Origin of the sequence: Streptomyces sp. NBC_01463, assembly GCA_036227345.1 — a bacterium.
Classification (GTDB): Bacteria; Actinomycetota; Actinomycetes; order Streptomycetales; family Streptomycetaceae; genus Streptomyces.
In genome coordinates this window covers 1,330,277-1,353,772 of the sequence record CP109468.1, presented here as the reverse complement: position 1 = coordinate 1,353,772, position 23,496 = coordinate 1,330,277, and the positions used below count along the sequence as shown (strand labels likewise).

Here is a 23,496-nt window from a genome sequence, read left to right as displayed (position 1 = left end):
GCTGGCGGCTCCGGGTCCCCGCCTCCGCGGGGTCAGTGCGTCGCGCGGGCCAGGGCCCGGTCCGCCGCGCCCCGCGAGGTGTGCCACAGCGTGGTCACCGGCTCCCACACCCGGATGCCCCGGTCCATGCCCACGGCGGCCGCGCCGAACGTGACCCCGTAGTGCGCGGGGTCCGCCGCCACCGACAGGCTGCGGACGACGTGTCCGTGACGGGTGCCCCGCTCCGCCGTGCGGACGGCGGCGTACCCGCGCTCGCCCGGCGAGAGCACGTACGAGCCGCTGGTGGCGGGCGGGACCGGCTGGGCCGAGCCGTCGAGACCCCGGAACGTGATCGTCGGGATGCGGTCCACGACGCAGGTGCGGCCGCCCCGGTTGGTGACGGCGATGCGCGCCACGTTGTGCTGCCCGCCGGGCGATGCGGAGATCCTGAGGGCCTTCTCCTGGCAGTGGGCCGGGCGGCCCGACGGCCCGTGGGTGGCCGCGCCGGCCGTGGCCGACGCCCCGGTGGCGGTCAGGGCCAGGGCGGCCGCCGCGGTGAGGGCGGCGGTGAGAGCGGAACTCGGACGCATGATGTGTCTCCCCTGGATCGGCATGGATCGACAGCGTGTGGTCGTGGCCCGGGGGCCACGGTGGCCGCTACGGCCGACACGCACATTCTGAACGGTATGCCCGGTTCATGGCGATAGATCGGACATATCGGTTCAGCATCTGTGTCGCCCGGTGCCCGCCTGCTCGGCCGCCGCCCGGCCCTAGCGCGCCCGGACCGTGGCCATCACCTCGCGGTCGGGCTGGAGCGTCAGGGTCGGCACCGGGTTGACCGTGCCCGGATCGACGTCCAGGTCGAAGCGCCGCGCGAGCACCGCCAGGATCAGCACCGCCTCGACCATCGCGAACCGGGTGCCCAGGCAGACCCGCGGGCCGCCGCCGAACGGGAACCAGGCGTACTCCGCGATCTCGTCGCCCGTCTCCGGGTCCCAGCGCTCGGGGCGGAACTCCTCCGGCTCCGGGAACCACCGCTCGTCCCGGTGGGTGGCCCACTGGCTGCTCCACACCCTGGTGCCCTCCGGGATCGGCAGCCCGCCGATCCGGGCGCCCTCCTTCGCGACCCCGGTGACCAGCCAGATCGTCGGGTAGAGCCGCAGCGTCTCCTTGACCACCGCCTGGGTGTACGGGAGCTGTGCGTAGTCGTCGAAGCCCGGCTCGCGGTCGCCGAGCACCCGGTCCAGCTCCTCGGAGAGCGCCGCCCGCGCCCCGGGGTTGCGGGACAGGAGGTACCAGGCCCACACCAGCGTCGAACTCGTCGTCTCGTGGCCGCCGATGTAGAGGGTGACGGTCTCGTCGCGGATCTCCCGGTCGTCGAGCTTCGCCCCGGTCTCGTCGACGGCGGTGAGGAGCCGGCTCAGCAGGTCGGGGCGGTCGTCCGTGCCCTCGCGGTGCCGGGCGACCACCCGGCCCACCTCGGCGTCGATGACCGCGGCGGCCTTCTTGATCCTGGCCCGGCCCGGGGTCGGGACCCAGTCCGGCAGCAGTGCGCCGATCCCCGCGAACTCCTTGCCGATCTCCGCCTGCGCCACATCCATCGCCCGGCCCATCGCCTCGGCGTCGGCGGGGGTGTCGACGCCGAAGATGGTGCGGACGGCGATCTTCTGTGTCAGCGCCGCCATCTCCCGCTTGATGTCGATGCGCCGGCCGCCCGACCAGGTGTCCGCGAGCTCCACCGTGCTGCCCGCCATGGTCGCCGCGTACGACCGGACCTGCTTGGGGCGCACCGACGGCTGCACGAGCGAGCGCTTGCGCCGCCAGTCGGCCCCGCGCGCGACCACTACTCCGTTGCCCATCACGGTACGGAAGGCGATGCCGAGCGCGGGCTGGTCGAAGGTGCGTTCCGTCTCGGTGAGCAGTTCGCCTATGCACTCCGGATCGGCTATGAACACGCATGAGTTGGGGCCGAAACGCCACTGGACCAGGTCTCCGTGGCCGCGCAGCCGCTCGAAGAACGCGAGGGGGTTCTTGCCGAACTGCGGCATGTTCCCGAGGAAGGGCAGCCCCTTGGGGCCCGGGACGATCCTGTGGCCGCGCGGTCCGGCATCGACGGCCGGGCCGGTCTCCGTGGACATGAAAGGTCTCCGCTCTGAATGTCCGGCCGGGCTGGGTCGCGCGTCACCGGCCTTGTGGAGTACGTGAGTTGTCGAGAGTAGCCCGGACATGTCGCGGATGGCGCCGCCGCCCCGAGGCGTGATCGGCAAGGCGGATCCGGCCCGTCGGCGCCCCTAAATGTCGATCCCATTTGCCTAAAGGTATTAGGCAAATGCATGATGGGTGATGCCGAGAACGAGGAGAAGCCGATGGTGCGTGCAGGACTGACCCCGGACCGCCTGGCGCAGGCCGGTGCGGAGCTGGCCGACGAGGTCGGCTTCGAGCAGGTGACCGTGTCGGCGCTCGCCCGCAGGTTCGACGTCAAGGTCGCCAGCCTCTACTCGCACCTGAGGAACTCCCACGACCTGAGGACGAGGATCGCGCTGCTCGCGCTGGAGGAGCTCGCCGACCGGGGTGCCGCCGCACTGGCCGGCCGGGCCGGCAAGGACGCCCTGAGCGCCTTCGCGAACGTCTACCGCGACTACGCCCGGGAATACCCCGGCCGCTATGCCGCGGCACAGTTCAGGCTCGACCCGGAGACGGCCGTCGCCAGCGCCGGGGTCCGACACGCGCAGATGACGCGCGCGATCCTGCGCGGCTACGACCTGACCGAACCGGACCAGACGCACGCGGTCCGGCTGCTGGGCAGCGTCTTCCACGGCTACGTCAGCCTGGAACTGCAGGGCGGGTTCAGCCACAGCGCCCCCGACTCGCAGGAGTCCTGGACGCGCGTCGTGGACGCCCTCGACGCCCTGCTGCGCAACTGGCCGGCCCCCTGACCTCCCGTACCGCCCCGGCGCCACCGCCGCGACCTCACCCCCACCGAGCAACAGGCAGAGACACATGGACACCGGAACCGAACTGATCACCACACCCCTCACCGCCGGCCTCCTGCGCGGCGCCCTCGACCTGGAGCGGACCGAGCACGGCCTGCGCCCGCACCGGCTGCCCGCCCGTGCCCGCGCCCAGTACCCCGACGGCCAGGTGGCCATGACGGAGGCCCAGCCCTCCGGCGTACGGCTGGTGTTCCGCACCCGGGCCGGTGTCATCGAGCTGGACGCGCTGCGGACCAAGACGGAGTACACCGGCGCACCGTCCCGCCCCGACGGTGTCTACGACCTCGTCGTCGACGGACGTCTCGCCGCCCAGGCCGACGCGAGCGGAGGCCACGTCCTCACGGTCGACATGACCACCGGCTCCGTCGACTTCCGGCCCGGCCCGGTGGGCACCGTCCGGTTCGACGGTCTGGGCGATGAGGACAAGGACGTCGAGCTCTGGCTGCCGTACAACGAGGGCACCGAACTCGTCGCGCTGCGCACCGACGCCCCGGTCGAGCCCGCCCCGGACCGGGGGCGCCGGACCTGGCTGCACCACGGCAGCTCGATCAGCCACGGTTCGAACGCGGCGAGCGCCACCACCACCTGGCCCGCCCTCGCCGCCTCCCTCGGCGGAGTGGAGCTGATCAACCTGGGCCTGGGCGGCGGCGCGCTGCTCGACCCGTTCACCGCCCGCGCGATGCGTGACACCCCCGCGGACCTGATCAGCGTCAAGATCGGCATCAACGTCGTCAACAGCGACCTGATGCGGCTGCGCGCCTTCACCCCGGCCGTGCACGGATTCCTCGACACCCTGCGCGAGGGCCACCCCGACACCCCGCTCCTGGTCGTCTCGCCGATCCTGTGCCCCATCCACGAGGACACCCCGGGCCCCAGCGCGCCCGACTTCTCCGGCCTCGCCGAGGGAAAGCTCAGCTTCCGTGCCATGGGCGACCCGGCGGAGCGCGCGGCCGGGAAGCTGACGCTCCAGGTCATCCGGGAGGAACTGGACCGGGTGGTGCGGCAGCGCGCCGCCGACGACCCGCACCTGTACTACCTCGACGGCCGCGGTCTCTACGGCGAGCAGGACGTCGCGGAACTGCCCCTGCCGGACGCGCTCCACCCGGACGCGGCGACCCACCGCCGCATGGGCGAGCGCTTCGCCGGCCAGGTCTTCAGCGGCGACGGGCCTTTCGCCGCTGACGGCGTCTGAGAGCAGAGACCCGGAAAACCAGGAGGAGTTCACCGTCGCCCGATGGCAGGATCCGGCCATGGACACCGACCGCGGCACAGGCACCGACCCCCTCATGGCACGGGCCCGTCTCCTGTGGGAGTCACTGGCCGGAGTGCCGGTCTCGTTCGCGTCCCGCGGCGGTCCGACGGTGGTCACGGCGCCCGCGTCGGCCCTGGCCCCGCCGGGCTGGGTGGGCACCGTGCTGCTGGGGGACGCGGCCGTCGTCACCGCGCCCTCCGACGGCGTGGCGCACACGGTCCGCCGGGCCCTGACGGGTGTCGCGACGCCCTCGCTCACCGACCCCGGTGCGGTGGCCGGGGTCCTGCCGGTCGCCGAGGTGCTCGGCCCCGCCACCCTCGCCTACCTGTCCGGCGACGCCTTCCGCCCGTCGCCACCGGGAGCCGGCGCGACCGACCGCCTGCCCCCGGGCCACGGAGACCTCGTGCGGCTGCTCGCCTCGGTGAGCGAGGAGGACGCGGGGGAGTGCGGGCTGGACGAGATCACCTCCCCGGCGTTCGCCGTACGGGACGGGGACACGGTCGTCGCGGCCGCGGGATACCGGGACTGGCCGCACGGCACGGCGCACCTGTGCGTCCTGACCGCCCCTCATGCGCGGGGCCGCGGTCTGGCCCGCCGGGTGGCCTCCGCAGCGACCGCGCACGCCCTCGCCGCCGGGCGGCTGCCGCAGTGGCGCGCGAGGCCGGCCGCGTCGCGCCGGGTGGCCGGGGCCCTGGGCTTCCGGGAGCTGGGCAGCCAGCTGAGCGTGCGCGGGGTTCAGAGTCCGACGATCAGCTGAATGCAGACGATCTTCACGAGGATGGCGAGCGCGAACAGCGTCGAGTAGCCGTTGTTGACGCGGCTGTCCGTGACCCGGCTGTTGGCGTACGCGGTGATCGCGGGGTTGCCGACGTACCCCGACAGCAGGCCCATCGTCCGCTCCCTGCTCTGCCCGAGCGCCTTCGCGACCAGCACCATCAGCGTGTAGCTGACCACCGCGCCGATCACCAGCACGGCCACCAGCTTCAGACCGAACAGCGAGAACGCGTTCTGGCGGAAGGAGTAGCCGGAGGTGAGGCCGACGACCGCGAGGAAGAGCAGCAGACCGATCTGGCGCAGAGTGAGGTTGGCCCGGGTCGGCAGGGTCCACACCAGCGGGCCGGTGCGCCGTCGCCAGCCCAGGACCATGCCCATCACCAGCGGTCCGGCGCCCGTGCCGAGCGCCAGGGTGGTGGAGCCGAAGGTGACCGAGGGGATGGCGATCAGGAAGCCGAGCGTGAGTCCGAGCCCCAGGCTCACCGCGCTCACCTCGCTGACCTTCGTCTCCGTGTCGCCGAGATACGTGGAGACCTCGGTGATCCGTTCGCGCGGCATCACCACACGCACCCGGTCGTCCAGTTGGAGCACCAGGTCGTCGTGGGCGAGCATGTCGACGTCGCCGCGGCGGACCCGGCTGACGGCGGCCCCGTACCGGGGGCCGAGACCGAGTTCGGCGACGGTGTGGCCGGCGAGCTCGGGGTTGGTGAGCAGGACCCGGCGGTAGTCGACCGTGCGGCGGTTGTCGAGGAGGTGGACCGGCGCGGTCGAGCCCAGCCGCTCGGTCGCGACGCGTACGTCGTCCTCGCCGCCCACCAGAACGATGAGGTCACCGGGGCGCAGCCGGTCCAGGCCGTGCGCCACCTGGACGTCGCCGCCCTCGGGGCGGTACTCGCTGGCCAGCACCCGGTGGTCCGCGACGCCCGGTACCGCGTTCCACTCCGTGTCGTGGTCCACCTGGACCGTACGGGTGACGAGCACGGGCGGCAGTCCGGAGCCGGGGTCCCGGCGTGCCGCCCAGTGGCGGCGGGCCGCGATCGCGGAGATGAACAGGATGGTGATGACGACGGCGAGCGGATAGCCGATCGCGTACCCCACGGCGGGCTGCGTCGGATCGGCGGAGGCCTCCTGCGCGGCGGCCAGACCGGGTGTCGTCGTCCCGATCCCGGCGTACCCGCCGGCCAGGAACGGTCCGCTGATGCCGAACGCGCTGTGGCCCACGTACCCGACCACGACCGCGGTGAGCGCGAGCGCCACCACCGCACCGGCCATCACCGGCAGCTGGCTGCGCAGTTCGCGGAAGAACGCGGGCCCCGACTCCAGGCCCACGGTGTACACGTACAGCGCCAGGCCCAGGGCCGAAACACCGGTGGGCACGGCGGGCGCGATGTCCTTGTCGAGCGCGCCGACCAGCAGGCCGACGAACAGGACACCGGCCGCACCGAGTTTCACCGGGCCGAACCGGACCATTCCGAGCAGGGCGCCGACGGTGATGACGGCGAACACGGCCACCCAGGGATTGTCCGCGAAGAACTGCCACACGGGGTGGGCCTCCCGTAGCGAGGAGCGAGGCGATCCTGACGGGGCCATGATCTTCGAGGTGCCGGGAGGCTGCCACTCAGGACCGTCCGGCCGAGCGCCCGCACCGCCGGGCGGGCCGGTCGCCCGGCCCGCCCGACGGTTTCGTGCCGTCAGACGCCGGACGGGACCCGGGACGGGCGGCCGCGGCCACGCGTCAGGGAGTAGCCGAAGACGGCCGCGAGCGCGCCCAGCACGCCGCCGCCGACGGTCCACAGCCAGCGGTCGGTCCACCAGCCGGAGGACCAGCCGTCCTCGGGCTCGGTGCCGAGCGCGACCGGAGCGGCCGACGCGTCGGCCGAGGCCGGCTCGGCCGAGGACACTCCGGGAACCAGCGGCTGGGAGAGGGTGCCGTCGACGTCCGAGGCACCTCCCTTGTCGGCCGACGTGACCGCGACCTCGGTGCTCACCGGCAGTCCGAGATCCGCCGACGGCAGGTCCACGACCGTGAGGCGGACGTAGTAGCTGCCGGGCAGCGGGTCGTCGGCCCACGGTTCGGACCAGGCCCGGACTGTCCGCAGGACGCAGGTCAGCTCGACCGCGCCGGCGTCGGCCGCGACCTTGCCGGTCTGCTTCCCGTACATGCAGGCCTGACGGCGGCGCAGTCCGTCGTACACGTCGACCTGCCAGGTCGAGGCGCCGTGCCGGGTGGCGGACTCGGGCAGGGTGACCTTCGCCCTGACCGTGGCCCGCTGACCGGCGTCGGCCGGGAAGACCCAGTACAGGTAGTCGCCGGTGGAGGCGCCCGCGGTGGCGGTCTGGCCCTGTTGGAGCGCCGTGGCGGTACGGAAGGTGGTGCCCGCCTCCGTGGGGCCGGAGCCCTCGGCGGAGGCGCTCGGGTCCGGGCTCGGCGACGGGTCGTCGGCGACGGCGGCACCCGCCCCGGTCAGCAGTGCGAAACCGGTCAGCAGCGTGCCCGCGAGCACGCGTCTCGTACGGAACATCAGCTGGTCCTCCAGACGGCGACGCGCCAGCGCGAGATCCAGCCGGTCAGCAGACCCGCGATCAGTCCGGTCAGGACGAGCACGCCCAGCAGCCACCAGCCGTGGCCGAGGCCGAACGCGGCGGCGTCGGCCGCCTCGTCGGGGCCGTCCACCAGGTCGACGGTCAGCTCGACCGGCATGCCGGGAGCGGTCTTCACCGAGGCGGGCGCGGAGAAGGAGTGGGAGACCTGGAGGCAGACGGTCTCGGCGGCCGGCTTCTCGTCGCCGTCCGTGTCCTGTTCGGGCTTCGGATAGCGCAGCCCGGACGAGATCGCGTCGGTGCGTCCGGTGCCGGACTCCGAACCCCGGACGATCTCCCGGCCGTGCACGGTCACCGCGCGCAGCAGTGTGCCGTAGTCGTTGTTGACGGCCCGGTCGGCGAACACGCTGACGGAGGCGCGCAGTTCCTGGCCGGGCAGCACGTCGACCCGGTACCAGCGGTGCTCGCCGAACTTCGACCGGTCGGTGTAGAGACCGGGCTGCAGCTGCGGGGCGCCGGTGCAGCTGTCCGCACCCTTCGTCGCGACCGGGGTGACGACGGGCTCGGCCGCGCGGTCCACCAACTGCTTGACACGGCCCGAGAGTTCGTCGGTGTGCTGGACGGCGGTGTAGGTGCCGCCGGTGGCCTCCGCGATGCAGGTGAGCTGCTGACGGATCTTCGCGTTCGGCACCAGGCCGAGGGTGTCGATGACCAGGTGGATGCCGCGGGCCGCGATGTCCCGGGCGACCTCGCACGGGTCGAGCGGACCGCAGGTGTCCTCGCCGTCGCTGATCAGCACGATCCGGCGGGTGGAGTCGCCGCCCTCCAGATCGTCGGCGGCGCCCAGCAGGGCCGGGCCGATCGGGGTCCAGCCGGTGGGGGCGAGGGTGGCGACCGCGGTCTTGGCCTCGGTGCGGTCCAGCGGGCCGACCGGGTACAGCTGCCTGGTGTCCTTGCAGCCGACCTTCCGGTCGTCGCCCGGGTAGTCGGCGCCGAGGGTGCGGATGCCGAGCTGCACCTGCTCGGGCACCGCGTCCAGGACCTCGTTGAACGCCTGCTTGGCCGCGGTCATCCGGGACTGGCCGTCGATGTCGCGGGTCCGCATGGAGCCACTGACGTCGAGCACCAGCTCGACCTTGGGGGAGGCTTTGGCGGGGGGTTCATCGGCCGCGGCGGGGAGCGCCGCGCCGAGCCCGGCGGTCAGGGTGGCGAGCAGGATGCCCACCCCGACCGTCAGCCTTCTTCTTATGATCATCGCCGGATAGTAGTGAACATCAGTTCGCTATCCAAAACGGCTGGTGACCGCCGCACGCGCTTGTGCGCGGCGTGCGACGGGACATGACTGCCGGTCAGCTCGACCGGGCCGCTCCCAGCAGGGGGCCGGCCGCCCGCTCCAGTACGGAACCGACCCGGTCCCAGGTCGTCAGATCCCGTTCCACCGCCGCCAGGCGGACGTCATCGCCGGTGTCCCAGCCGGTGGCGATCGCGACCGGATCCGCGCCCGTGGCCGCCGCGGCGGCGAGCGCGGCCGCGCCGAGTGCGACCAGTTCGCCGCTCGCGGGCACCGTCACCGGCCGTCCGGAGAGGCGGCGCACGGTCTCCACCCACACCCTCCCCTGGGCGCCGCCGCCGATCAGCCGCAGCGGGCGGGCCGCCACCTCGGGGTCGTCGGGGTCCAGCCCACAGGCCCGCAGCAGTTCGTCGAGCGCGCGGAGCACGGTGACGACGGCCCCCTCGTAGGCGGCGCCGAGGAGCTGCTGCGGGGTGGTGTCGTGGCGCAGGCCGGTGAGGAGTCCGGCGGCGGTGGGCAGGTCGGGGGTGCGTTCGCCGTCCAGGTAGGGGAGGAGTACGGCTTCGCCGCCGGGGGCCGCGTCATCGCGGTCCAGGCCGAGCAGGGCGGCCACCTTGTCCACGGCGAGCGTGCAGTTGAGGGTGCAGCCCAGCGGCAGGTATGTACCGTCCGCCGCCGCGAACCCGGCGAGTGCGGGCGAGGCGGGGCGGGCCCGGGAGGCGGTGAAGACCGTGCCCGATGTGCCCAGGCTGAGGACGGGGTGGTCGAGGAGGCCGGCGCCGCCGAGCCCGAGGCCGACGGCGGCGCTCATGTTGTCGCCGGTGCCGGCCGCGACCGCGATGCCCGCGGCCAGCCCGAGTTCCCCTGCCGCCTGCGCGGTGAGTGAACCGACGCGGGCGGCACCGCTCGACGCCACTTCCGGAAGCATCGCCGGGTCGATGGCGAGCAGGGCCAGCAGCTCGGGGTCGTAGGCGCCGGTCGCGGTGGAGTACCAGCAGGTGCCGGACGCGTCGCCGGGGTCGGTGACGGCCCTGCCGGAGAGGCGCTCGGTGAGGAAGTCGTGGGGGAGCCGGATCGCGGCGGCCGCGGCGGCGGTCTCCGGCTCGTTCTCCCGCAGCCACTGCCACTTCGACGCGGTCATCGAGGCCACGGGCACCGAACCGGTGCGCGCGGTCCAGGCGTCGGCCCCGCCCAGTGCCTCGGTCAGCGCGGCGGCCTGCGGCGCGGAACGGGTGTCGTTCCACAGGAGGGCCGGGCGCAGTGGGCGGCCCGCGCCGTCGAGGACGACCAGTCCGTGCTGCTGCCCGGCCACGGCGATCCCGATGACGTCGGAAGCGGCGGCGCCGGATTCCTTCAGCCCTGCGGCCACCGCGTCGCGCAGCGCCTGCCACCACACCTCCGGATCGCTCTCACGGGCCCCGCCCTCGCCGGTGACGACGTGCGGGGCCCGGCCGACGGCGAGCAGCCGGCCGGTTGCGGTGTCGACGAACGCCGCCTTGGTGGACTGGGTGGAGCTGTCCACACCGATGACGACCGAGTGCGTCGGCATGGCTGACCTCATTCTCTGGTTGACGGGGATTTGATCGTACGAAAAACAAATTACGCGATCGCGCACGCCCCGAACAGGGCTGGACCGGGCCCGCTCCGGATTTCCCGGGACGGGGGGTTACGTCGCGAGGGTGGTCCGTGCATGATTAGTCATGACAGTGAACAAATCGTGGTTCGGCCGCTCGACCGGCTGCGGACCCATGGCACCGAAGGCGGCTGGACCATGACGGAACGCTTCACGCCCACCCCGCAGGACAAGTTCACCTTCGGCCTGTGGACCGTGGGCTGGCAGGGCCGGGACCCGTTCGGTGACGCGACCCGGGCGGCGATCGACCCGGTCGACTCCGTCCAGCGCCTCGCGGAGCTGGGGGCGTACGGCGTGACCTTCCACGACGACGACCTGATCCCGTTCGGCTCCACGGACGCCGAGCGCGAGGGCATCGTGAAGCGGTTCCGCCAGTCGCTGGACGCGGCCGGGCTCGTGGTCCCGATGGCCACGACGAACCTCTTCACCCACCCCGTCTTCAAGGACGGCGCCTTCACCTCCAACGACCGCGACGTCCGCCGTTACGCGCTGCGCAAGGTCATCCGCAACATCGACCTCGCCGTCGAGCTCGGCGCCACCACCTACGTGGCCTGGGGCGGCCGCGAGGGCTCCGAGTCGGGCGCGGCCAAGGACATCCGCGTCGCGCTCGACCGCATGAAGGAGGCCTTCGACCTGCTGGGCGACTACGTCACCGAACAGGGCTACGATCTCCGGTTCGCCATCGAGCCCAAGCCGAACGAGCCGCGCGGCGACATCCTGCTCCCCACCATCGGCCACGCCCTCGCCTTCATCGAGCGCCTGGAGCGCCCGGAGATGGTGGGCGTCAACCCGGAGACGGGCCACGAGCAGATGGCCGGGCTGAACTTCCCGCACGGCATCGCACAGGCCATCTGGGCGGGCAAGCTCTTCCACATCGACCTCAACGGCCAGTCCGGCATCAAGTACGACCAGGACCTCCGCTTCGGCGCCGGCGACCTGCGCCAGGCCTTCTGGCTCGTCGACCTGCTGGAGACGGCCGGCTACGAGGGCCCGCGCCACTTCGACTTCAAGCCGCCGCGGACCGAGGACTACGACGGCGTCTGGGCCTCGGCCGCGGGCTGCATGCGCAACTACCTGATCCTCAAGGAGCGCGCCGCCGCATTCCGCGCCGACCCGGCGGTGCAGGAGGCGCTGCGCGCGTCCCGGCTCGACGAGCTGGCGCAGCGCACCGCCGAGGACGGCGTGGCGGGCCTGCTCGCCGACCGCTCGGCCTACGAGGACTTCGACGTGACCGCGGCGGCCGAGCGCGGCATGGCGTTCGAGGCCCTGGACCAGCTGGCGATGGACCACCTGCTCGGCGTCCGCTGACGCCGCCGGCCGCACCGCGGCGGTGACACGAGGGGGACGGACGCACCGTGCGTCCGTCCCCCTCCGTCGTTCACGCCCCGGGTCCGCCGGGGCCGTCCGCTCAGGCCGGTGTCCGCCCCGCGTACGCCACCGGGTCGGCCAGCACATCCGTCATCACCAGCGCCGCCGCACCCCGTGCCGCGTCGCCGGCGACGGACGAGGCCCGCAGCCGGCCGCCGCCCGGGGTCCACAGCCCCGACACCACCCGGTCCGTCAGCTCCTCGTCGGCGGGCGGCGCCAGCCACGGCATCAGATTCCGGTAGATCCCGCCGAGCACCACCGCGTCCGGGTCCAGCAGGTTCACCGCCCCCGACAGCACCCGCCCCAGCATCCGCCCCGCGTCGGCGACCGCGGCCACCGCCCGCTCGTCCCCGGCCCGGGTGCGCCGCTCCAGTTCCTCGACCCCGGTCCCGCTGCCGCTCTCCTCGATCCCCGCCGACCGCAGCAGCGCCGCCTGTCCCGCGTACTGCTCCAGGCAGCCGCGCGACCCGCACCGGCACTGCGGCCCCTCGGAGTCCACCACCACGTGCCCGATCTCCCCGGCGAAACCGTGCGCGCCGCGCAGCAGTTCCCCGTTGATCACCAGGGCACCGCCGACACCGATCTCACCGGTCAGATAGAGGAAGGTCCGGATCCGGCCAAGACCGCCGAACCAGAGCTCGGCCAGCGCCGCCAGATTCGCCTCGTTCTCCGAACTCACCGTCAGCGCCCCGTGGCCCGGGCGCTCGGCGGCCAGTGCGGCGGCGAACAGCTCCTCGGCCGGCACCTGGTTCCAGCCCAGGTTCGGCGCCTGCCGCACCGAGCCGCCGGAGACCAGACCGGGCAGGGCCAGGGCCACCCCGACCGGGAACAGCTCCTGCTCGCGCGCCGACTCCAGGGTGCGCGCGGCGATCCTGGCCGCCCTGGCCAGTACCTCGGCGGGCGGCGCGCCCCGGTTGTCGAGGTGCTCGGTGAGCCGGACGCGGCCGGTTCCGGCCAGGTCGACGACGCACACCGAGACGTAGTCGATGTTGACCTCGACACCGAGGCCCGCCGGACCGGTGCGGGCCGTCTTCAGCGCGGTCCCCGGCCGGCCCGCCTGCCCGCTGAACGTCTTGCCGGACTCGGTGAGGAACCCGCTGTCGATCAGCTGCTCGACGAGCGAGGACACGGCGGCCCGGGTCAGTCCCACCCGCGCGGCGACCCCGGCCCGGGTCGCCTCGCCCTCGCCCTCGTCACGGACGGCCCGCAGCACGAGGCTGAGGTTGCTGCGCCGGACGGTGTCCTTGTCGGCCTTGGGCCCCAGCGGCGTGAGGTTGCTCTTCATATCGGTCCCGAGCCTATGCGATTCCGTACGCGCGTACGGTCCCGATGCGGCAGGACCGGGGCCGGGTCCTCGGATGCGGCCCGGCCCCGGCCACCGCTCAGTCGGTGGCGCCGCGCTCCTTGAGCATGTCCGCCATGAGCGCGATCTCCGACCGCTGGCCCAGCACCATGCCCGAGGCCAGATTCCGGATCTCCTCGGTGCCCGCCGCGTCGGCGGCCGCCTGCGCCATCTCCGCCCCGGCCCGGTGGTGCGCGGTCATCAGTCTCAGGAACCGCACCTCGGCGTCCCGGCCCTTCGCCGCACGCAGCGCGTCGAGCTCCGCGTCGGTCGCCATGCCGGGCATCAGCGCCCCGTCACCGCGCGAGGTGAAGGCGTGCCCCATCCAGGCCATGGGCGGACCGGGGGAGCTCTTCGACCGGCCCCAGGTCTCCAGCCAGCCCAGCATCATGCCGCGCTGGTTGGCCTGGGTGTTGATGATGTCGTACGCCAGCCGGCGCACCGCCACGTCCGCGGTGCGGTCCCGGACGACGAACGCCATCTCGACCGCCTGCTGATGGTGGACGGCCATGTCGCGCGCGAACCCGACATCGGCCGAGGTCTCGGCGGGGGCGGACGTGGACGACGCGGCGCCGGTGTCCGAGGGGGAGGAGGACGAGGGCCGCGCCAGCATCAGCACGACCAGGCCGGCCGCCACCAGCAGGACCGCGCCGCCGGCCAGCACCATCGGCCGCGACGTACGGGCCGAGGGCGTCGCCCGACCGCCCTGAGCCGCCTGGCTTGCCTGGCTCACTTGGCGATCCCGCCCGAGCAGGCGGCACCCGGCTCCGGCGTCTGCGGACCCTGGACGTACTTCGTGAAGAACTGCGCGACGCGGGCGTCGGACGCGCTCTTGACGGCCAGCTGCTTGCCCCAGGCGCTGAGCATCAGCGGGGAGCCCTGGTCCTCCAGCGGGCTCATCAGGGAGTACGGGGTGGCCGAGACCTTGTCCTGGAGCTTCTTCACGTCGGCCGCGCTCGCCTTGCTCGTGTACGTGACCCAGACGGCGCCGTGCTCCAGCGAGTGGACGGCGTTCTCCTTCGGTATCTCCTTGCTGTAGACGTCGGCGTCGCAGTTCATCCACACCGGGTTGTGGTCGCCGCCGACCGGCGGGTTCATCGGGTAGTCGACCTTCTTCTCGACGTGGTTCTGCGTGAGCTTGTCCCAGCTCTTCTCGCCCTCGACGGGCGAGGCCTTGGCGGCCGTCTCGGCCTTGTCCTGCTCGTCGGCCGCGTTCATCAGATAGCCGCCGCCGGCGACGAGACCCGCGACGACGAGCACGGCCGCGCCGATCGTGATGACGCGGCTGCGGCGCTCGCGGGCCCGCTCCTGGCGGCGGGCCTCCTCCAGCTTGGCGCGGCGGGCGTTGGCAGGGGTGTTCTGCTTCTTGGCGGAAGCCATGACGGGTCCTCGGTTTCGGTGGAACGGACGGGTTGCGGGCATGCGGGAGCGTCCCGGGTGGTCCGGGACGTGCGCGGCTGCTAGATCCGTTGAACCTGGAGGAGGAGATGGTCGACGTCGGCCACGGTGTCGTTGGACGGGCCGCGGATGACGGCTCCGCCGGTGAGCGGGGCCGCGGGCAGCGTCGCGGCGGCCGAGGGCGGCGAGGCGGGGGCGGGCTGTCCGGGCAGCAGGACCGGGGCCGAGTGCTCCGAGGCGCCGTGGCAGGAACTCCCCGACCCGCGGTCGTCGGGGGCGACGGCCACCACGGCCCGTACCGCGGACGCCGGGGCGGCGGGGGTGATCCGGGGAGCCGTCGCGGCGGCGGCCGCCGCGTGGTGCGCGGAGGCCGGCCGGCCGGACGTCAGCGGGCAGCACACCACCATGGCGACGAGGACGAACACCCAGCCGAGCACCACCGGCACGCGGATGCTCCGCCGCCGGTCGGGGTGCTCGCTCAGCCAGTTCACCCCGGCATCGTACTGGTCTGTGAACTTTCAATGAGTGCCGGACCGGCAGGAACGCCGGCGGTGAAGCTGTGGATCCCGGGGGAAAGGGTTCCGCCGCGGGCGCGCCGGGATAGTGTGCCCCGGTGACAACGCACTCGAACGTATCTGCGGGCTGGTATCCGGATCCGCACGGCGCCCCCCAGCTGCTGCGCTACTGGGACGGTTCCCAGTGGACCGAGCACACCAACCCGGCGGGCGGACAGCAGCAGGCGCAGGCTCCCGCGCAGGCCCCGGCCCAGCCGGCCCAGGTTCCGCAGCAGCAGCACCAGCCGCAGGCGGCCCAGCAGCAGTACCAGCAGCAGGCGCCTGCCCAGCAGCAGCCCGCCGCGGTGCCGCAGCAGGGCATGCCGCAGCAGCAGGGCGGCGTCCCGGGCGGCGCCTCGCTCTTCAACCAGCAGGTCCTGGTCGTGAACCAGAAGGCCAAGCTGATCGAGGTGACGAACGAGTACAGCGTCTTCGATCAGAACGGCAACACCATCGGTTCGGTCGTGCAGGTGGGCCAGAGCGCGCTCCGCAAGGTGCTGCGCTTCCTGACCAGCATCGACCAGTACCTGACCCACCGGCTCGAGATCCGCGACGCCTACGGCCAGCCGCAGCTGCTGCTGACCCGGCCGGCGAAGTTCATCAAGTCCAAGGTCATCGTGCAGCGCGCGGACGGACAGCCGGTCGGCGAGATCGTCCAGCAGAACGCCATCGGCAAGATCAACTTCGCGATCATGGTCGACGGTCAGCAGATCGGCGCGATCAAGGCCGAGAACTGGCGCGCCTGGAACTTCGCGATCGTCGACCACAACGACGCCGAGATAGCCCGGATCACCAAGACCTGGGAAGGCCTCGCGAAGACGCTCTTCACCACGGCGGACAACTACGTGCTGCAGATCCACTACCAGCTGCCCGAGCCGCTGCTGAGCCTCGTGGTGGCGACGGCGCTGACCGTGGACACGGCCCTCAAGCAGGACGCCCGCGGCCTCGGCTGAGCCGGCACCCGCGTACGCGAGGACGCCCGCACCCCCCGAAGGGTGCGGGCGTCCTCATGTGTTCACTCCGGTGTGCGGCCGGGCGGCCCGGTGTCGGGCGGACCCAGCCGGGAGAACACCGCCGCGAGGATCACCGCGGCCAGTGCCCCGGCGGCCACACCGCTGCCGAAGACGGTCCGCGCCCACACCGGAAGCCCCGCGTACATCTCGGGCGCGAAGACCGGCAGCAGGCCGACGCACAGGGCCAGGGCGACCACGATGCCGTTCGTGCCGTGGCTGAGGTTCTCGCGGCTGAGCATGCCGAACCCCATCGTGGCGATCACCGCGTAGATGATCAGCCCCGCGGCCCCGACCACCGGCTCCGGGATGGCGGCGAGCAGCCGGGTGAGCGGCGTGATCAGGCCGCACAGGATCAGCAGCACGCCCGCGCCCGCCGTGACGAACCGGCTCCGCACCCGGGTGAGCTGGACGATGCCGATGTTCTCGGCGCTGGTCACCATCAGCGACGTACCGAAGACGCCCGCGCCCAGCGAGGTCACGGCGTCCGCGCGGGAGATCCGCGGCACGTCACGGGCCGCGTCCGGAGTACGTCCCACCGCCTCGCTGTTGAGCACGGTCTGGCCGGTCGCCTCCGCCAGCGAGGCGAGCGCGAAGACCAGCAGCGGCACGGCGGCCAGCAGATCGAAGTGCGGTGTGCCGTACGGGAACGGGTCGGGCAGCGCGAAGGTGCTGCCGTGCGCCATGTGGAACGCCGTACCGCTCACCGCCGCCACGAGCGTGCCGCCCGCGAGGCCGAAGAGCACCGACATCTGCCGCCAGACACCGCGCATGAACAGGAAGAACAGGGCGGTGATGCCGAGTGTGGCGAAGCCGAGCCCCGGTCCCGAGGCGATCATCGGCGCGGTGATCTTGATCATGTTGATCCCGATCAGGACCACCGTGGTGCCCATGACCAGCGGCGGGAAGAACCGCACCAGCCGCCCGTACAGGGGCAGTACGGCGATCAGGAAGACCGCCGCGATGAGCACCGAACCGGAGGCGGTGGCCGGCCCGTGCTCCTTGGCGACCTGGAGGAAGATCGCCACCGCGGCGCCGCCCGGCAGCATCAGGAACGGCAGCCGGGCGCCGATGCGCAGCGCCTTCACTCCCAGCGACTGGAGCAGCGCGCCGATGCCGCAGAGCACGAGGGTGGCGCTCAGCAGCGACGCCGTCTGCGACGCCGACAGCGACAGCGTGGTGCCGATCAGGATGACCGAGGAGACGGGGGCCGCCACCCCGGCCAGCAGGTGCTGGAACGCGAGCGGGACCAGCCGGGGGAGCGGAAGCCGCTCGTCGACCGGTGCGACGGACGGGGCCGGAGCGGCGGGGGCGGCCGTGCCGGGGACGGTCGTGTCGGGGACGGGGGAGGCCATGGTCCGGCTCAGCCCTTCGGGACGTCGAGCCAGGGGAGCTCCCGGTCCGAGTAGCGGTAGGAGCGGAACACGGCGTTGGGCTCGGACGGGAACAGCTTGCGCACTTCTTCTTCCTGGTAGCCGCCGAAGAACGGCACGACGTACTCCCAGCAGAGATAGCCCTCGGCGGTCACCTCGAAGAGGCGCCCCGCCGGGGAGTCCGTCACGAGCGTGTTCCCGTTCGGCAGGCGCTGGGCGCTGCCCATGAACGGGGCGAAGAACGACTCGCGTGCCGGGTCGTGGTACTCCCAGACAATGGTGCCACTCGACCGTTCGATCTCGATGACCCGGCTGAACGGCACGTCCCAGTGCGGCCGGAAGACGCCGTTGTCGAAGACCAGGAAGTTGCCGTTCTCCAGCTCGGTCGGGCAGTGCTGCTGCGATACGGCACCGGGCTCGCTGCGCCAGATGATCTCGCCGGTCTCCCGGCTGATGACGACGACGGCGGAGACGGAACGGAAGCTCGCCAGGATGTTGCCGTCGCTGGTCGGCAGCACGCTGTTGATCAGCGGGTAGTGCTCGCGCGAGTAGTCGGGGTGCAGCGGGAAGGCCTCGCGGTCGAGGTGCTCGGAGACCTTCCACTCCCAGACCGTGTTCCCCTCGGCGTCCACCTCGACGATGGTGTCCGCCCAGACCGTCCCGCCGGGCTCCGAGCCGGGCACCCCGCCCCGGACGGCGGCCGCGGCCTCGCCGGTCAGCGGCTCCAGCGCGGCGTAGAGCAGCCGGCCGTCGCCGTAGTGGTACGCGTCGTGGTGCTGGAAACGGTCGCGGTGCTCGCGCACCACCGTGCCGTCGGGGGTGATCTCCTGCATGATCCCGCCGCGGTACTTGTGCCACATCGGGAAGAGCGCCGGCTCGTCCGGCAGGACTCCGCTGTAGGCGAGGTTGCCGTTGGGCAGGATCCGGGCGTGCCGGCCGGGGCGGTACGGGAGGTCCCACCGGTGGACCACCTCACCGCGCATGTCGATGAGATACACCTCGCCGCCGCCGGTCAGCGGGGCGAACAGGGTGTACCCGCCGTAGCTGGCGTCCTCGTCCAGGGCTATGAGCCCGGTGCCGCGGCGCCGTCGCTGGTTCTGGTCCACGAGGGGCATGGATCGGTCCTCCCGGTTAACTTTATTAGGTGGGACTTAAAAGGTTAACCGGCCCGGTAGGCTGCTCCCTGCCCCGCCGGCTGTGGTGTGCGGCACGCGGGACACGGAGTGGATGAGATGAGCGAGGCGGACACACCGCTGGTCGGGCCGGGAATCCGCCGACGGCGCCGCGCACTTGAACTGACCCTCGCGGAGGTCGCGCGACGGGCCGGGCTCTCCGTCCCCTTCCTCAGCCAGATCGAGAACGGCCGCTCCCGGCCGAGCATGGGATCGCTCCAGCGCATCGCCGACGCGCTCGACACGACCGCGGTCCAGCTGCTGTCCACGGCCGAGGCGCCCCGCCCCGTCGACGTGGTGCGCGGCAGCTCCGCCTCCGTCCGGGAGACGGGTGCGGAGGGCGACGGTGACGGCCGGATGCGTCCGCTGGTCCGCGGCCATCAGCGGCTGCACGCGCTGGAGTTCACCGGGGACCACGACTGGGGCCGCGAGTTCCGGCACCGCAACGACGAGATCCTGTACGTCGCCGACGGCTCGGCGGAGGTCGAGGCGGACGGCAGCTTCTACCGTCTGGAGCGGGGCGACACGCTCTACTGCGCGGGCGGCCTGGTGCACCGCTGGCGCCCGATCGAAGCGGGCACCCGGGTCCTCGTCGTCGGCATCGGGGACCACGTCCAGGTGACGGACGAGCAGACCGGCTGACGGGCGGCCCGCGCGCCTGTGCCCAGCCGTGACGGCTCAGCCGTACCGGACGAACAGCTCCCGCAGGTACTCCTCCAGCCGCCCGGTCAGCAGTCCGGGCGTCAGGTCCTCCCGTCCCAGTTCGCGCCAGGGGCCGGCCACCTTCTCCGCGTCGGGGGCGAAGGCGAGCGCGTCCAGCAGGCGCCAGTAGAGGTGGTCGCCCGGGTCCCGGGCGAGCGCGCCGCCCGCCGCGAGATAGGCGTCGGCGAAGGCCATGCCGGACCGGGGTCCGTGCAGCAGGGCCAGGGCCGTGGAGCAGTGGGCCACGTCCAGGTCCGCCGGCCCCCAGGAGGTCTCCACCCAGTCGACGACGCCCGTGACGCGCACGGATTCGCCCTCGCCGTCGAACAGCACGTTGCCCGGATGGAAGTCCCGGTGGAGGAAGCGGGGCCGGTAGGCCGGTGCGTCGCGGCGGATGACGTCGACGGCCCGCCGCCACAGCCCGGGCCTCGTGGTGGTCTCCGGGACGCGCACCCGGTCGGCGGCGGTCCACGCCTCGTACGTGCGGGGACGGTTCTCCGCGGTGACGTCGACGCCGTGGATACGCACCAGCTGAGCGGCCAGCAGCCCGGCCCGGCGTTCCGCGCCCGCGTCGGACAGCCGGACGCCTCCCGGCAGCAGGGACATCAGCAGCGACGGATGGTCGCAGTGCTCCGCCGTCGCGTCCACCGCGTGCAGGGCCGCCGCGGGCACGTCCGTACCGCCGAGCAGTGCCAGCACGTCGGCCTCGCGCGTGAGCAGGCCCGGGGCGTGCCGGACGAAGAACGGCTTGACGAAGGAGCGCAGCACCAGCTGCCCGGGCGCCCCGCCGCCGGTCACGCTCAGCCGCCGCATCTGCGAGGTCCAGCCCCCGCGCAGCCGCTCCGCGCCGACGATCGTGGCGCCCTCGGGCAGCCCGTTCTCCACCCAGGTGCGGGTGCGGCCCCATTCGGTGCCCCGGTCGTCCCTGTCCTGCTCGCCCACCGCTGCCTCCCCGCCTCGTGCCGGAAGGCTATCGAGGCGGGTCCTACCCCTCGTCACCTGCCCGGTGGATACCGAACGCGGCGCCCTGCGGATCGCGGACCACGGCGATCCTGCGGCCGTGCGCGATGTCCGTCGGAGGCATCAGCAGATCACCGCCGCCGCTCTGGGCGGTAGCCGCCGTCGCGTCGACGTCGGAGACGGCGATGTACGGCAGCCAGTGCGGCGGCACCTCGGGCGGGATGTTCCCCTCCATCGCCAGCAGGCCGCCGAAGTCCGCCCCGTCGACACCCCACTGCGGGTACGTGTCCGACGGCGTGACCGACCACCCGAAGACGTCGTCGTAGAAGGTGAGCGCCGTATCGCGGTCTCGGGTGGCGAGCTCGGTCCAGCCCAGGGCGCCGGGCTCGTTGAACAGGTCGGCGCCGGCGAAGGCGCGCCCCTGCCACAGCGAGAACACCGCACCGGACGGGTCCGCCAGGACGGCGAACCTGCCCTCCTCGAAGACGTCCATCGGACCGACCAGCAGGGTCCCGCCCGCCGCCTTCGCCTTCTCGGCCACGGCGTCCGTGTCCTCGGCGGCGAACGAGACCGTCCAGGCGGGCGGCTGTCCGGGCTGGTAGACGGGGCTGAGCGCCGCGACCCGGGCGTCCCCCAGCCGCGCCATGGTGTAACCGCCCGCCTCCTCGCGCGGATCGGTCTCGCACCGCCAGCCGAAGAGGGCCGTGTAGAAGGACTTGGCCGCCGGTACGTCGGACGTGCTCAGCTCGATCCAGCAGGGACCGCCGGGCACCGGTGCGGTGAGCTTCATTCGGGACTCCTCGATGCGGGGGTGGACGGGTGAGGGGCACGTTCTGTCGCGGCCTCCTGGCACAGCTGAACGCTATGACCGCGGACCCGGGAGAGCCATCGGGGAGCGGCACGACACGAAGTCTTTTACAGGTGTAATACCTGTTAAAGTATGTGGGTGAGCGATACAACTGTTCGGACCCGGCAGCCCTCCGTCCGCAGAATCCCGCTGGCCGCCCCGCTGCGCCTGGCCCGGCCCTCGGACATGTGGTTCAAGCCGGCGACCAGCGTGGTCGTGTCCACGGCGATCCCCAACCTGGTGCTCTACTCCCTGGACCGCCTCGACCTCGTGATGTACACGATGGCCGGATCGCTCTGTGCCCTGTACGGCCACAACCTGCCGTACGCCCGCCGCGCCAGGGCCGTCGCCGGCGTCGTGCTCGGCATGCTCGCCGGCCTCGCCGTCTCCCTGCTCACGGCCTCGCTGACCGGCTCCACCGCCGTGCTGATCGCGGCCGGCGCGCTCCTGGCCGCCGGACAGAAGCTGCTCTGCGACGCCACCCGCATCGGGCCGCCGGGACCGGTGATCTTCACCTTCGTCAGCTCCGCCGCCCTGTTCTCCCCGCAGGAGCTCCACCAGGTGCCGGGCCACCTCGCCCTGACCCTCGGCGCGGGCGCGGTGTCCTGGCTCGTGACCGTCGCCCCGGCCCTGGTCCGCCGGGAGGGGCCCGAGCGCCGCGCGACCGCCCGCGCGTTGAACGCCGCGGCCGGCTACGCCGCCGACCCCGGCCACCGCACCCGTCACGCCGCGGTCACCGCCGTCCACGGGGCCTGGCAGACCCTCATCGCCGCCGGCCGCCCCACCCCGGTCCGCACGGCGCTGGAACGCCTCGTCGTCCACGCCGAAGCCGCGCTCGCCGACGCTCCGCGCACCGCGGCCGAGGGCGCCGCCGACGCGGCGCGGCTCTCCGACTGGGCCCGGCGGACCCGCGCCCGCGGCCCCGTGCCCACCCCGCCGCCCGCCCCCGGAACCGCCGCCGAACTCTTCGGCGTCGAGGCCGAACGCACCGCCCGCGGCGGAGCCGTGCGCGCCCTGCTCCACCGGCTCGCCCCCGGCTCCCCGCTGCTGCCGATCGCGGCCCGCACCCTCATCGGCTGCGCCCTGGCCGGATACATCTGCTCGGCCGCCGGCGTCGGCCGCCCCTACTGGGCGATCGTGACCGCCGCCTCGCTCTACCAGGCCAACGTCACCCTGTCCTGGAACCGCACGCTCCAGCGCACCGTCGGCAACCTCATCGGTGTCCTGGTCTTCGCCGCGGTGCTCCCGCTCACCCGGACGGACCCGCTGGTCCTGATCGGCTTCTGCCTCTTCTTCGGCTTCGCGGCCGAGGCGCTGATCACCCGCAACTACTGGCTCGGCTCCGTGGCCGTCACGCCGATGGCCCTGCTCGTCCTGGAGTACGCGGGCAGCCACCCGGCCGGCGAACTCATCGGGGACAGGGCCCTGGACACCGTCATCGGCGCCGCCGTCGGCTTCCTCGCCGCGGTGCTCGTCACCAACCGCCGCGCGGGCGGCCGCGTCGAACAGGCCCTCGCCGCCGCCGAACAGGCCCGCGCCCACGCCGTACGGACCCTCGCGGCCCCCGCCGTCACCCCCGCAGCCCTGGACGCGGCCCGCCGCGGGCTCACCGGGGCCCTGGTCGAACTGCGCGAGGCGGACGACACCGCCGCCGGTGAGTGGTGGCAGCGCGACCTGCCCCAGGAGGCGGTACTCGCCGCCGAGCAGGCCGGACACCGTACGCTCGCGGCGACAGCGACACGGCGGGGGACGATCGCCCCGGCCCAGGAGAACGGAGCGGTGTGACCGACGACATCGTCGCCTCGGTGGTACGGCAGTGGCAGGCCGTCAATCCGGAACTCGACACCGGGCCGATGGAACTCATCGGCCGGATCAACCGCTGCTCCGCCCTGCTCCAGCAGGCCGAGGACGCACCGCTGCGGGCCGCCGGGCTGACCCGCCCCGAGTTCGACCTGCTGGGTGCCGTGCGCCGGACCGACCGTGAACTCACCCCGGGCGAACTGGCCAGGGAGACGTTCTCCTCCGGAGCCGCCGTCACCAAGCGGCTGCGGGTCCTCCAGGAGCGCGGTCTCATCGGCCGGCGCGGTGACGCCCGGGACCGCAGGGTCGCACTCGTCCGTCTCACCGACGAGGGCCGGGCCCTGGTCGACGGACTGCTGCCCCGCCAGCTGGCGTACGAACGCGCGGTGCTCTCCGGCCTCGACGCGGAGTCCCGCGAGCGGCTCAGCGCCCAGCTCAGCGAACTGCTGGTCCAGCTGGAGGGCCGGATCGGCGGCGCCCGCCACTGACCGCCGCGCCGCCGGCCCG

22 protein-coding genes are annotated in these 23,496 nt (G+C 73.1%); 8 read left to right on the top strand and 14 right to left on the bottom strand.

Features of this window, described 5'->3' with window-relative positions:
* Window positions 1-32: 32 nt before the first annotated feature.
* Entirely contained in the window at window positions 33-569 is a 537-nt protein-coding gene (locus tag OG521_05885) for a DUF4232 domain-containing protein (GenBank protein ID WUW20344.1), read from the bottom strand.
* Between the two features lie 180 nt (window positions 570-749).
* Entirely contained in the window at window positions 750-2,117 is a 1,368-nt protein-coding gene (locus tag OG521_05880) for a cytochrome P450 (GenBank protein WUW20343.1), read from the bottom strand.
* Window positions 2,118-2,345: 228 nt separating this feature from the next.
* Between OG521_05880 and OG521_05875 the strand changes: the two genes are divergently transcribed.
* From OG521_05875 to OG521_05865, 3 genes are all read left to right on the top strand, one after another.
* The gene (locus OG521_05875; protein WUW20342.1) at window positions 2,346-2,915 is read left to right on the top strand and encodes a TetR/AcrR family transcriptional regulator; all 570 of its coding nucleotides are present in this window, start codon (window positions 2,346-2,348) and stop codon (window positions 2,913-2,915) included.
* 64 nt (window positions 2,916-2,979) lie between these two features.
* Window positions 2,980-4,164: a GDSL-type esterase/lipase family protein gene (locus OG521_05870; protein ID WUW20341.1), complete on the top strand. Its 1,185-nt coding sequence runs from the start codon at window positions 2,980-2,982 to the stop codon at window positions 4,162-4,164.
* Between the two features lie 58 nt (window positions 4,165-4,222).
* Window positions 4,223-4,981 carry a GNAT family N-acetyltransferase gene (locus tag OG521_05865; protein ID WUW20340.1) on the top strand — a complete coding sequence of 253 codons (759 nt, stop codon included), beginning with the start codon at window positions 4,223-4,225 and terminating at the stop codon, window positions 4,979-4,981.
* On the opposite strand, the gene OG521_05860 is transcribed toward OG521_05865, so the two are convergent.
* From OG521_05860 to xylB, 4 genes are all read right to left on the bottom strand, one after another.
* The gene (locus tag OG521_05860) at window positions 4,960-6,510 is read right to left on the bottom strand and encodes a transporter (protein ID WUW20339.1); all 1,551 of its coding nucleotides are present in this window, start codon (window positions 6,508-6,510) and stop codon (window positions 4,960-4,962) included. The genes OG521_05865 and OG521_05860 overlap by 22 nt on opposite strands.
* Window positions 6,511-6,689: 179 nt before the next feature.
* Window positions 6,690-7,520: a hypothetical protein gene (locus tag OG521_05855; protein ID WUW20338.1), complete on the bottom strand. Its 831-nt coding sequence runs from the start codon at window positions 7,518-7,520 to the stop codon at window positions 6,690-6,692.
* The gene (locus tag OG521_05850; GenBank protein ID WUW20337.1) at window positions 7,520-8,794 is read right to left on the bottom strand and encodes a VWA domain-containing protein; all 1,275 of its coding nucleotides are present in this window, start codon (window positions 8,792-8,794) and stop codon (window positions 7,520-7,522) included. The genes OG521_05855 and OG521_05850 overlap by 1 nt, the downstream gene beginning before the upstream one ends.
* A gap of 94 nt (window positions 8,795-8,888) precedes the next feature.
* Window positions 8,889-10,379 carry a xylulokinase gene (gene xylB / locus OG521_05845; GenBank protein ID WUW20336.1) on the bottom strand — a complete coding sequence of 497 codons (1,491 nt, stop codon included), beginning with the start codon at window positions 10,377-10,379 and terminating at the stop codon, window positions 8,889-8,891.
* Between the two features lie 222 nt (window positions 10,380-10,601).
* Here xylB and xylA point away from each other — a divergent pair, with 222 nt between their 5' ends.
* A complete protein-coding gene (xylA, locus tag OG521_05840) occupies window positions 10,602-11,771 on the top strand; it encodes a xylose isomerase (protein ID WUW20335.1) in 1,170 nt (389 codons plus the stop codon).
* A 100-nt stretch (window positions 11,772-11,871) separates the two neighbouring features.
* Here xylA and OG521_05835 read toward each other — a convergent pair whose 3' ends face one another.
* The 4 genes from OG521_05835 to OG521_05820 all read right to left on the bottom strand — a co-directional run bounded on the left by OG521_05835 (window position 11,872) and on the right by OG521_05820 (window position 15,062).
* The gene (locus OG521_05835; protein WUW20334.1) at window positions 11,872-13,116 is read right to left on the bottom strand and encodes an ROK family protein; all 1,245 of its coding nucleotides are present in this window, start codon (window positions 13,114-13,116) and stop codon (window positions 11,872-11,874) included.
* 97 nt (window positions 13,117-13,213) lie between these two features.
* A complete protein-coding gene (locus OG521_05830; protein WUW26584.1) occupies window positions 13,214-13,840 on the bottom strand; it encodes a DUF305 domain-containing protein in 627 nt (208 codons plus the stop codon).
* A 62-nt stretch (window positions 13,841-13,902) separates the two neighbouring features.
* Entirely contained in the window at window positions 13,903-14,553 is a 651-nt protein-coding gene (locus tag OG521_05825; protein WUW20333.1) for a DUF3105 domain-containing protein, read from the bottom strand.
* Window positions 14,554-14,633: 80 nt separating this feature from the next.
* Window positions 14,634-15,062, bottom strand: coding sequence for a hypothetical protein (locus tag OG521_05820; GenBank protein ID WUW20332.1), 429 nt, complete (start codon window positions 15,060-15,062; stop codon window positions 14,634-14,636).
* 122 nt (window positions 15,063-15,184) lie between these two features.
* Here OG521_05820 and OG521_05815 point away from each other — a divergent pair, with 122 nt between their 5' ends.
* Complete coding sequence (locus tag OG521_05815) at window positions 15,185-16,078, top strand: phospholipid scramblase-related protein (protein WUW20331.1); 894 nt, start codon at window positions 15,185-15,187, stop codon at window positions 16,076-16,078.
* Window positions 16,079-16,140: 62 nt separating this feature from the next.
* Here OG521_05815 and OG521_05810 read toward each other — a convergent pair whose 3' ends face one another.
* Window positions 16,141-17,490, bottom strand: coding sequence for a purine/pyrimidine permease (locus tag OG521_05810; GenBank protein ID WUW20330.1), 1,350 nt, complete (start codon window positions 17,488-17,490; stop codon window positions 16,141-16,143).
* 8 nt (window positions 17,491-17,498) lie between these two features.
* On the bottom strand, window positions 17,499-18,623 hold the full coding sequence (locus OG521_05805; GenBank protein WUW20329.1) for an aryl-sulfate sulfotransferase: 1,125 nt from the start codon (window positions 18,621-18,623) through the stop codon (window positions 17,499-17,501).
* Between the two features lie 117 nt (window positions 18,624-18,740).
* On the opposite strand from OG521_05805, the gene OG521_05800 reads away from it, so the two are divergent.
* Complete coding sequence (locus OG521_05800; protein ID WUW20328.1) at window positions 18,741-19,322, top strand: helix-turn-helix domain-containing protein; 582 nt, start codon at window positions 18,741-18,743, stop codon at window positions 19,320-19,322.
* Window positions 19,323-19,358: 36 nt separating this feature from the next.
* Here OG521_05800 and OG521_05795 read toward each other — a convergent pair whose 3' ends face one another.
* Both OG521_05795 and OG521_05790 read right to left on the bottom strand, forming a co-directional pair.
* Entirely contained in the window at window positions 19,359-20,267 is a 909-nt protein-coding gene (locus OG521_05795) for a phosphotransferase (GenBank protein WUW26583.1), read from the bottom strand.
* 100 nt (window positions 20,268-20,367) lie between these two features.
* Entirely contained in the window at window positions 20,368-21,132 is a 765-nt protein-coding gene (locus tag OG521_05790) for a VOC family protein (protein ID WUW20327.1), read from the bottom strand.
* 156 nt (window positions 21,133-21,288) lie between these two features.
* Between OG521_05790 and OG521_05785 the strand changes: the two genes are divergently transcribed.
* Complete coding sequence (locus OG521_05785; protein ID WUW20326.1) at window positions 21,289-22,974, top strand: FUSC family protein; 1,686 nt, start codon at window positions 21,289-21,291, stop codon at window positions 22,972-22,974.
* Window positions 22,971-23,477 (top strand): MarR family transcriptional regulator, encoded by a 507-nt coding sequence (locus tag OG521_05780; GenBank protein ID WUW20325.1) that lies wholly within the window; start codon window positions 22,971-22,973, stop codon window positions 23,475-23,477. Before OG521_05785 ends, OG521_05780 begins: the two co-directional genes overlap by 4 nt.
* Window positions 23,478-23,496: the final 19 nt, after the last annotated feature.